At 58.7% G+C, this 10,112-nt stretch carries 7 protein-coding genes and 1 pseudogene; 4 read left to right on the top strand and 4 right to left on the bottom strand.

What is annotated here, in order from left to right:
* From benD to QTH97_RS36310, 4 genes and pseudogenes are all read left to right on the top strand, one after another.
* A pseudogene (gene benD / locus QTH97_RS36325) lies at nt 1–109 on the top strand (1,6-dihydroxycyclohexa-2,4-diene-1-carboxylate dehydrogenase); the annotation flags it as partial.
* 45 nt (nt 110–154) lie between these two features.
* On the top strand, nt 155–1,537 hold the full coding sequence (locus tag QTH97_RS36320; protein WP_286573595.1) for an MFS transporter: 1,383 nt from the start codon (nt 155–157) through the stop codon (nt 1,535–1,537).
* Between the two features lie 204 nt (nt 1,538–1,741).
* Nucleotides 1,742–2,758: a Bug family tripartite tricarboxylate transporter substrate binding protein gene (locus QTH97_RS36315; protein WP_286573594.1), complete on the top strand. Its 1,017-nt coding sequence runs from the start codon at nt 1,742–1,744 to the stop codon at nt 2,756–2,758.
* A 345-nt stretch (nt 2,759–3,103) separates the two neighbouring features.
* The gene (locus QTH97_RS36310) at nt 3,104–4,045 is read left to right on the top strand and encodes a LysR family transcriptional regulator (RefSeq protein ID WP_286573593.1); all 942 of its coding nucleotides are present in this window, start codon (nt 3,104–3,106) and stop codon (nt 4,043–4,045) included.
* 112 nt (nt 4,046–4,157) lie between these two features.
* Here QTH97_RS36310 and QTH97_RS36305 read toward each other — a convergent pair whose 3' ends face one another.
* From QTH97_RS36305 to QTH97_RS36290, 4 genes are all read right to left on the bottom strand, one after another.
* Complete coding sequence (locus QTH97_RS36305) at nt 4,158–4,946, bottom strand: class II aldolase/adducin family protein (RefSeq protein WP_286573592.1); 789 nt, start codon at nt 4,944–4,946, stop codon at nt 4,158–4,160.
* 22 nt (nt 4,947–4,968) lie between these two features.
* Complete coding sequence (locus QTH97_RS36300) at nt 4,969–5,946, bottom strand: Bug family tripartite tricarboxylate transporter substrate binding protein (RefSeq protein WP_286573591.1); 978 nt, start codon at nt 5,944–5,946, stop codon at nt 4,969–4,971.
* Between the two features lie 284 nt (nt 5,947–6,230).
* The gene (locus QTH97_RS36295) at nt 6,231–7,448 is read right to left on the bottom strand and encodes a benzoate/H(+) symporter BenE family transporter (protein WP_286573589.1); all 1,218 of its coding nucleotides are present in this window, start codon (nt 7,446–7,448) and stop codon (nt 6,231–6,233) included.
* Nucleotides 7,449–7,480: 32 nt separating this feature from the next.
* Nucleotides 7,481–9,310, bottom strand: a complete 1,830-nt coding sequence (locus QTH97_RS36290) for a sigma-54-dependent Fis family transcriptional regulator (RefSeq protein ID WP_286573587.1) — start codon at nt 9,308–9,310, stop codon at nt 7,481–7,483.
* Nucleotides 9,311–10,112 lie beyond the last annotated feature (802 nt).

The following is a 10,112-nucleotide window of genomic DNA, read 5'->3' as shown; positions in this document are numbered from 1 at the left end:
ATACGCAACGATCGATGAGCAGGTCGCCCCCATCCTGTTCTTCGCGTCCGACGAATCGTCCTATATCACCGGGTCGATCCTTCCAGTCGGCGGCGGCGACCTCGGCTGAACTTCAACTCTCCTCGTACCAACTTCGATACACCGGGACAACAGCATGCGCCACATCGACCTTCACAAGCTCGCAGACGAGGCTCGCTTCAACCGCTTTCACCGCCTCGTTCTCTTCTGGTGCGCCCTGATCATCATCTGCGATGGTTATGACCTGGCAGTGGCCGGCATCGCGCTGCCGTCGATCATGAAGGAGATGGGCGTCAGCGCCACAAACGCCGGCTTCATGGTCAGTTCGGCACTATTTGGCATGATGTTCGGCGCCATCTTCCTGGGCACCGTCGCCGACAAGATCGGACGTCGGCGTGCCATCGTGATCTGCGTGGCCCTGTTCAGCATCTTCACAGCTGCCGCTGGCCTCATGCGGGAGCCGATCAGCTTCAGCGCGATGCGATTCCTTGCTGGGTTGGGCATTGGCGGTGTGATGCCGAACGTGGTTGCGCAGATGACCGAATACTCCCCACGGAGGATTCGCAGCACGATGGTCACGTTGATGTTCAGCGGCTATGCGGTTGGAGGCATGCTGGCAGCGCTGCTGGGCAAGGGGCTGATTGAAGCGTATGGCTGGTCTTCCGTGTTTCTTGCTGCGGGGTTGCCGGTTCTGCTCATCCCCGCCATCCTGAAGTCCATGCCTGAGTCGATGCCCTTCTTGATTAGGTCGAACAAGGTTGATGAGTTGCGGCAAATCGCCTCTCGCCTGGACCCGGACTATCGCCCGGCACCAGGCGACCACTTCGCGTTGCCGCGCGAAGACAAGGTGGTGAGCGCGCCGATCAGCCGCCTGTTCCAAGAAGGGCGCGGCTTCAGCACAGTGATGTTCTGGATCGCCTTCTTCATGTGCCTGTTCATGGTGTATGCCCTTAGCTCGTGGCTCACCAAGTTGATGGCCGGCGCAGGGTACAGCCTTGGCTCGGCGCTGACGTTCGTGCTGGTCCTCAACTTTGGCGCCATGGTCGGTGCGGTGGGTGGGGGCTGGCTCGCCGACCGGTTTCACATCAAGTACGTGCTGGTCGGCATGTATGTCCTGGCAGCCATCTCTATCACCCTGCTGGGCTTTCGCGTGTCAACGGAACTGTTGTTCCTACTAGTCGGGTTGGCCGGCGCATCGACCATCGGAACCCAAATCGTGACCTACGCTTATGTGGGGCAGTTCTATCCGATGGCGGTGCGGGCGACGGGCATCGGTTGGGCTTCCGGGGTGGGACGAAGCGGCGCAATCCTCGCCCCCATCGTCATTGGAAGCTTGGTTGGGTTGGCGCTGCCGCTGCAACTGAACTTCATGGCCATCGCAGTGCCGGCGGTGATCGCGGCAATCGCCGTGGCGATGATCAACCATGGGCGCTCTATCGGCAGCCAGAAGAAGGGTTCTGTGGAGGAGCACCGTGACGTGTCTCCTGCATCGCCAAGGTCTGCACTCGCCATGGAGTAGCGCGTTGCGGACCCGCCGACATTGGCATCTCAGTGATTGCCGAAGGATAGCGACCAGGCCGGCCAAGCTTCACAGCGGAGGGCATCCGTGGGAACGCGCATTAGGGTAACTCTCCCCAGTGCAACCCCGTCTCCCACGTTGTGTGCGGCCACGCAGCCTGATAATCGGCCAGTTAGACGCCTAGTTAGGTTCGAGGATGCAACCATGACCAAATCGATCCCTCAACACCATCAACCTGTTGCAACAAAGCGTCGGCCCCTGGCTGCAGTGGTCGCGGCCTTTGGTGCTCTGGGTTGCAGCGTCGTGCTTGCGCAGACTGATGCGTATCCGACCAAGGCCATCAAATGGATCGTCCCGTTTCCCCCGGGAGGGGCGATGGACAGCATTGCACGAACGCTCGGCGAGCAGATGAGCCGCCAACTCAGCCAACCTTTCGTGATCGAGAATCGAGCTGGTGCCGGCGGGAACATCGGCGCAGAGTCCGTTGCCAAAGCTTCGCCCGACGGCTACACGATGATCATCGTGGCCAACGGCATGGCAGTGAACAAATTCCTCTACGGGAAGCTGAGCTATGACTCGGTCAAGGCTTTCTCGCCCATCTCGCTCCTTGCCGTGGTGCCCAATGTACTGGTGACGAACGCGGCGCAATCCAAGGGCAAAACCGTGGCCGAGGTGATCGCGCAGGCCAAGGCCCAGCCAGGCAAGGTGACGTTCGCATCGGCCGGAAACGGCACATCGATACACCTTGCCGGCGAACTGTTCGCTTCGATGGCAAATGTCGAGATGCTGCACGTGCCATACAAGGGCAGCGGACCGGCGGTGACGGATCTGATCGGCGGGCAGGTCGACTACATGTTCGACAGCGTCACCTCTGCAATGCCGCATATTCAGTCCGGGAAGCTGCGCGCAATTGCTGTGACCACGGTCACGCGCTCATCCGCGCTTTCCAATGTGCCAACCATCGCTGAGGCAGGACTGCCAGGTTATGAGCTTTCGCCTTGGTTTGCCGCCTACATGCCTGCCGGCACGCCAGACGCGATCGTCGCGCAGATGAACGAGGCGCTCCTTGAGGCGATGAAGACCCCCACCGTCAAAGCGCGCTTTGCTGCTATTGGTGCGGAACCCATCGGGAGCACTCCGAAGCAACTGGCAGTGCATCTCGACGCCGAGATGCTCAAGTGGGGCAAGATTATCCAGACGCGTGGTATTCGCGCGGATTGAAGTGCCGAGCCCACTCAAGACTCAGAACGGCAGCGCGGGACAGCTTCGCGAGAAGCAGGTCGGGCCCTCTATATGGCTTTTCCGTGGGTTCCAACGTCTTTGGAGAGGCGTAGACAAAATGGTGGTCGGATCCGGGGCATTGATTGACGCCGGCACACCGCCCGCGCCGACCGGCAGTCAACCGGGGATGATCAACGGTGCCAGCCGGAAGTCCGGGGGTCTTCCGGATTAGTTGATTGGCGACATACCTTGTGACGCTATCGGGAACAGTCTTGATCACCTCTACGGCTTATTGGTTCAGCCCCATTTCCCAAAGGTGCTTGGGTTTTCCCTATGGCCAGTGAGATGATTCGCGATCTGGGTCAGATGCGAGCGTTTCTAGGCGTGGTCCAGCACGGCAGCTTGGGGCGCGCGGCGCAGGAACTTCATGTCACCCAATCGGCACTGACTCGGATAATTCGTCGACTTGAGGATCAACTCGGAGTTCCGCTTTTTGACCGGCACGCTTCCGGTATGGCACTTACCCCGTACGGCGCGGCACTCGAGCCATATGCCTCTCTGCTCGTCGCAGAAAGCGCCAATGCAGTCCGCGAAATCGAAGCGCTGCGTGGCCTAAGCAAGGGCATCGTAAGAGTAGGATCGGTCGCAAGTGCAATAGAAAACATGTTGCCTGCGGCCGTCGAAAAGCTGCTCACTCAGTGGCCAGGGCTGCACGTGAACATCGTCGAGGGACTGGATGAGGAACTGTCGACCTGGCTGGAGAAGGGCGAAATCGATCTCGCAATATCGTTTTCGATGCCTGAGACCGATGACCTGATCAAGATCTCCGAAAGTGGCTGGCAAGACGGTTGTCATATTGTGGCCGCCAAGACCCATCCGCTGCGTTCGAAAGCCCGACTTGAGCTTTCTGACCTGGCGGGTGCCAAATGGGTTTTGCCGCCTCGAAAGATGGGGCCACGCGAAGAGTGGCATCAGATGTTTCTCAAGAACGGTTACCCACCGCCGGAAGTTGCAGTTGAGACGCGGTCAGTCGGTGCCATTCGGAGCCTGGTGCGCAGGGCCGGATTTCTCAGTTGGCTACCAGACTTGCTTCTCGTCGACCAAGGCGGCGAAGACTCCATCGAGGCGCTCGGTGTCGCGAATACAGATTCACTCCGTCACTTCGCTGTTTATCGACGTCGATTCGGTCTTCTCTCCCAACCGGCAGCAAAGCTCTTGGAGGAACTCCGAACCACCGTCAGGGAATTGAGACCGTGCGATCGTCGGCAACAAGACCTCGGCTCATGACGCAGCTGGCGAAGTAAGTACCCTTGGGGTGGTGTCCCGGCATGGACTCTGGGCCCCCATCTCGCTGCGCAACCCGTTCGCGTTCTTTGGTTAAGCCGGGGGGTCCCGCTTGTCAGTCCTTGTAGCTCGGATCGATCCGATCGAGCAGGCGCAGCAACGCCTGCCAATCTCGCCCCTGCACAAAGCTGTCGTCGCCGGCAAATTGCTGGCACGTGCGTTCGCATACCCCGGCCGAGGGATGGATCAATTCGCTGCCCCCGGTGAGTGCGGCGAGTTGGATCTGGCACGCACGTTCAAGATAGAACATGAGTTCGAACGCCTCGCGAACTCCTTTACCCATCGTCAGCAAACCGTGGTTGCGAAGGATAAGAACGTCCTTTTTGCCGATGTCGGCCACGAGTCGTTGCTGCTCTTCGAGATCCAGTGCAATGCCTTCAAAGTCGTGGTATGCGATCCGGTCGTACACCTTGAAAGCATGTTGTGAAATTGGCAGCAGCCCGTGTTTCTGCGCTGCGACGCCCACCCCGGCGGCAGTGTGGGTGTGCAGGATGCATCCAACGTCGGGACGCGCATTGTGGATGGCTCCGTGGATGACGAAAGCGGCCGGATTGACGTCAAGCGCGACGTCCTCCACAAGCTTTCCGGTCACGTCGACTTTCACCAGATTCGACGCAGAAATTTCTTCGTACAGCAGTCCGAAAGGATTAATCAGGTAGTGCTCATGGGAGTCAGGTGCCCGTGCGGAAATGTGATTGTAGATCCAGTCCGTCATTTTGAAGTGGGCAATCAAGCGATAGCATGCCGCCAATTCCACGCGAGCCTTCCATTCCTGCTCGCTGACCTGGTTCTTGAGCGACTTGCGCTCTTGCAGCAATTCGGCCAGTGCGTTATTGTCAATCATTTCAAACTCCTTGAGGATAAGGTTAGTCCAAAGAGATATTGCGGTCACGAATCAGTTTTGGCCAAAAGGCCGTTTCTCGTCGCAAAAGGTCCGTCATCGCCGCAGAATTGGAGGGTGTGGGTTCGAGGCCCAATTCAGCCAGCTTCGTGCGTACTGCAGGGGTATTTACGGCTTGTTGCAGCTCGATGCTCAATTTGTCGACGATGTCCTTTGGCGTGGCGGCCGGTACCACCATCCCTTGCCAGGCCACTGCCTCCACATCGGTATACCCAAGCTCCATCAATGAGGGTACTTCAGGCAACGAACTCAGCCGTGACTTTGAGAACGTGGCGAGGACACGGAGTTTGCCTGCCTTGATCATCGGCATACCGGCGGCGGTATCTACAACCATCAATGGCAGTTGACCGCCGACCACGTCCTGAATTGCAGGAGCCGCCCCTTTATAGGCAATATGCGTGGCATCGAATTTCGCCTGCATCTTCAGCATCTCCATCGCGATGTGATGAGGGCTGCCGACACCTGCAGTTGCATAACTCAGTTTACCGGGATTCTTTCGCATTTCATCGATCAATTCCTTCGGAGATTTGTAGCTCGTTGACGGATTCACTACGAGCAGTAAAGGAAATCGCACCATCAATCCCACCGGCACGAAGTCACGTTGGGGGTCATAGGCCAGTTGTTTGAAGAGTGCGGTATTGAAGACCAAAGGACCGTTGTCAGCACTCAGCACGGTGTAACCATCGGCAGGCGATTTGGCCACCACAGATGCGCCGATGACGGCGCCCCCACCTGGGCGGTTATCTACGATGAACTGTTGGCCCATTTGCGTGGACATCTGCGTGGCAATGATCCGGGCCAACGCATCAGACCCGCCGCCAGCGGAATAAGGCACCACCCACCGCACCGGCTTGGTCGGATAGGGGTCAGCAGCAACTGCGCTGAATGCTCCCAGGGAAAGTCCAAAAAATAGGCACGAGAGAAGCGATCGCTTGATATTCATGATGTTTGTCTCTTTAAGTTGCCGAAAGCGGGCCCGGCTGTTGCAAATATTGGTTGTCACCAATGCTGTGCATCTTATTAATGCGGGGGAACCGTCGCCAATGCTTTCTGGGCGGAAAGGCATTCTGGTTTGGAATGTCACGACCGAGGCCTTGCTGTTTTCTCGGCGTGGCTGTCGAGAAGAGCGAACGACAGTACGTCAGCCGGCGCCGCCCGGCAAAGAGGGCACCTGCGTGCCTTCGCGGGGGCTGCGATTTGTGAGGCCCCACACCTTCCGATCAGCCTTTAGGCCATGTCCTCACGTTCAAGGAGCCACGACACTGCAAAACCGGCAAGCAGTCCCCAGAACGCCGCCCCGATGTTCAGCACGCCAAGGTCTGCCACCGTAACGAGGAACGCGACCAAGGCGCCCAACGAGAACCGGTCTCGGAAAGACTCGACGAACGCAGCCTGCAAAATCTTGAGCATCGCCAGACCAGCGAGCGTCATGATGAAGGCTTTCGGCGCATGCAGCATCAGTCGCGTAAATGCCGGCGCCAGAAGTCCGAACGCCACAGCGAGCGTGCCGGTGAAAATGCCCGCGGTGTAGTGGCGAGTCTGGGTGCCGGATGACGTGATGATCGCGTTGGTGGGGCCAGTAAGACATGTACTCACGCTGCCGACTACCGCACTCGCGATCGCTCCGACACCGCAGGCCACGGTAATCGCATCTACCGGTGGTACGTGCCCGGCGGACTTGAGGACGGCGATGCCTTGGCCGTTTTGAACCACTAGCACAGTGATTGCGAGAGGCACCACCAGCTCAATCAGCGCAGGCAACGACCATGCAGGCATGTGCATGACCGGTCGCGCAAGCTCGATTGCGCCTAGGTCCGAGATGTTGAAGCGCCCCAGCGCCACGATCGCCGCCGCCCCGATCAGAAGGGCTCCGAGCAGCGGCGGCAAGCGCCGTCCGAGCCGGGGGAGGGCGCTCAGGACTAACCAGATGGCGACCATAGGCCCTGCGATTGCGATGTCGTCGTGGAGCGAATGAACAAGATCAACGCCAAAGCGCAGGAACACCCCGGCGACCATGCCCATGACAATTGGCATGGGCACCGCCTGCATGGCACGCTTGACCCACCCGGTCGCGCCCAGTACGAGCATGAGGACGCCGGTCGTGTAGAAAGCGCCGACTACCTCGGCGAAGCTCAGGTGCGACAGTGCCGGCCCGACGAGCACAGTGCCTGGAATCGTCCAGAAGAATGCCAACGGTTGACGGTATAGCCAGCAGAACAGGATGGTGATCAGCCCGTTGATAAAGAAGACGCCGAAGATCCATGACGCAAGTTCAGCCTCACTCAATCCACCACGCGTGCCGACGGAAAGAATGATCGCCACAGGTGCGGTAGCGGAAAACACCCAGCCTATGAATCCGTTCGCCGCGTAGGCCGGACCGAAGTCGGACCATACCTGCCTCCAACTTGGGACCGGGAGGGTTGGTCGCTCGATGTGGGAGAGCATGTCTCGCTCCAGTTGTGGCAAGCCGTACGGGGTCAATCGCCTTGGTGAGTGATTCCACGGCTTTTCAATCGGTACACCATCTGCGGACGGGTTATGCCCAAGAGCCTCGCGGCGGCAGCGACGTTGCCGTGGGCCCTGTCTAAGGCTTTCCGGAGCAAGAGAGTCTCAATGTCGTCGAGTGAAACCTTACTCTGGTCGTCGTCCACGCCAAGCAGCAAACTGTTGAAGCGTTTGGACACGCGCTCGACATCCGGATCCGATACGGGGTCGGTCAGCATATGGGTGCGGTCGGTTTTTACGAGCATGCCGGCGCGATCGACGTCGAATTGCTTGTCGTTGAATTGCTCCCCGCTGGTAAACAGCTGCGGCGAGTCAATGACCGAATTTTCCGCGGCCAAGATCACGCCTCGCTCGATGACGTTTTCCAGCTCACGAATATTCCCGGGCCAGTCATACGACATCACCGCATCGACTGCTCTCTGCGTAAAGCCGGTCAATCGATGGCCGTGCAACCGATTGAACTTTCCGAGAAAGTGCGTCATGAGCAGAGGTATATCTTCGCGTCGCTCCCGCAGGGGTGTCACCCGGACCGGGAAGACGTTCAAGCGAAAGAACAAATCCTCGCGGAATCGCCCCGCCGCAACCTCTTTTCTGAGATCAACGTTTGTAGCAGCAATGACGCGAACATCCACTCGTCGAGTGTGGGTGTCGCCGAGCCGTTCAATTTCGCCTTCTTGAAGGGCGCGAAGGAGATTCCCCTGTGCGCCGGCAGACAGCGTGCCGATCTCGTCCAAGAACAGGGTACCGCCGTCGGCCCGCTCAAAGCGACCTGCCCGACTTTGCATGGCCCCCGTATATGCACCGCGTTCTGCCCCGAAGAGCTCCGACTCGATGAGTTGCTCCGGAATCGAAGCGCAGTTCACTGCAACGAAGGGCTTCTGGTTACGCGAGCTCAGTCGATGGAGCATCCGCGCAAACACCTCCTTGCCGACGCCACTCTCGCCCAGAAACAATACTGTGGCATTGGTCGGCGCGACGCGCCGAACCATATGCAGCACCGAATTGAAACCGGGCGATATTCCGACGGGTCGTCCGGTCTCGGCTGAATCTAAGGGAGGAAGCACTGCATGACGCGCGGCCGACCCCGTCAGCTCTCCTGCTTCACTTTGAAGCGCGGCAGGCATCAGATACTGGAGGTCGTGCGTTGCGTCTTCGCCCCACGCTTCGACGGGCTTGCCTACGATGCGGCACGCCGGCTGGCCCATCGACTGGCACTCCACTTCGCGATAGAGGATCTGGCGTCCCATGAATTCGGTGGAGAACCCTGAAGCGTAGCCAACTTGCATCCAGCACGACGGCTCGGTGCCGATGGGGAAGTGCCGAGCATGCTCTTCATCCTCGACTTGGTGCGTCCAGATGAATTCGCCGTAGTGTTTTCCGTGTTCAACGTCAAATTCGAGTCTTACAGGCTCAGACAGGCCGATTCCCTCAAGGCAATGCATTTGCGGTCCGACGACGAACATGTCTTTCAAGGTGTTTTGTGGCCTCACCTTGCGTGCCATTTGGGCGTCGAACGTACCTGCTTGATAGCCCATGCGCGTAAATAGCCCCCGCGTCACCTCTGCCCCGAATGCCTCGATCATCTCGCGCCGCAACGATCCCAGGGCTTTCGCATGGATCAACAGCATCCGTTGATCATCGAGCCAGATGCGTCCGTCACTGGTCGAAAAATGCAGCCGCGCCATCAGGTCGGTGAGGTCCGGGAAGCGGACCTTGTCGATACCGGCCTGATCGGCCTTCAACACCGGCAGGTTGCGCTCCAGCGCGTCAGCCGGAGCGGCGAGGGGGCTCGCCTTCTTCATGGTGTTCCCCACCGCTTGTCACAGAAGCGGATCGTCATCGTGGTCTCCATTGATCTTTTCGGTTCTCACGTCTGCAGCAGCACGCTGCGTGCCATCTTCAACATGCCAGCGTTACCTGCTCACCCCAGCCCTTCCATCACAGGAGCACTTCTTGATCAGGCTTCCTGCAGTAGCAAGATGCAATGAATCAAATAACGCACTTGAAGCAAACGTCAGGCGGCCAACTTTGCATCAAATCCTTCATTCGCGAATCAAGCGTTGCGGCAAAGGCATAAGGGTTTGCACTCACTGAAACGTCGTCTGCATAGCGAGGTGCCAACCGGTCTCGCAGTAGGTAAAAGTTGGCATGGCATCTGCAATCCATGCACCAGCCACAGTCGGGAAACGACCAAATGCTTGACGGTTGCCGCAATGGCGGCGGCAAAAGACAAGAAGCTGGGCAACGATGAGACAAATTCAAAGACTCTGTCGCCTTCGATGGGCGGCTCAACCGCGACGCTCGGCGCTCGCTGGACGCCCTCGCGCAGCCGTGCTTCGGACCACCGCTTGCATGCGCTGCTCCGCTGACTGCGATGAGTAGCTACACCCCTTTCCTGCGGGTGTGCCTGTGGATGCATCCCCCGCTCAATTTCGACACAGCCTCACGAACAGGAGATTCGCGTGATCCAAATCCATGAAGAGAAATCGAATGGCCTAGCCAAGCTTGATGCGATGCTGCAGGACGACCCTGAGAAGCATTTGTATCGTCTGGATCGGGCGGTGTTCACAGACGAGCAGTTGTTCGAGCTGGAGATGAAGCACA

Origin of the sequence: Variovorax gracilis (genome assembly GCF_030317115.1) — a bacterium.
In the GTDB taxonomy this organism is placed as follows: domain Bacteria; phylum Pseudomonadota; class Gammaproteobacteria; order Burkholderiales; family Burkholderiaceae_C; genus Variovorax; species Variovorax gracilis.
Note: the sequence above shows the minus strand (reverse complement) of the source record. Positions and strands in the feature narration are given on the sequence as shown.

Coding starts and splice junctions, on each gene's coding strand:
- QTH97_RS36320 (WP_286573595.1), top strand. CDS start 155: ATGCGCCACATCGACCTTCACAAGCTCGCAGACGAGGCTCGCTTCAAC.
- QTH97_RS36315 (WP_286573594.1), top strand. CDS start 1,742: ATGACCAAATCGATCCCTCAACACCATCAACCTGTTGCAACAAAGCGT.
- QTH97_RS36310 (WP_286573593.1), top strand. CDS start 3,104: ATGATTCGCGATCTGGGTCAGATGCGAGCGTTTCTAGGCGTGGTCCAG.
- QTH97_RS36305 (WP_286573592.1), bottom strand. CDS start 4,946: ATGATTGACAATAACGCACTGGCCGAATTGCTGCAAGAGCGCAAGTCG.
- QTH97_RS36300 (WP_286573591.1), bottom strand. CDS start 5,946: ATGAATATCAAGCGATCGCTTCTCTCGTGCCTATTTTTTGGACTTTCC.
- QTH97_RS36295 (WP_286573589.1), bottom strand. CDS start 7,448: ATGCTCTCCCACATCGAGCGACCAACCCTCCCGGTCCCAAGTTGGAGG.
- QTH97_RS36290 (WP_286573587.1), bottom strand. CDS start 9,310: ATGAAGAAGGCGAGCCCCCTCGCCGCTCCGGCTGACGCGCTGGAGCGC.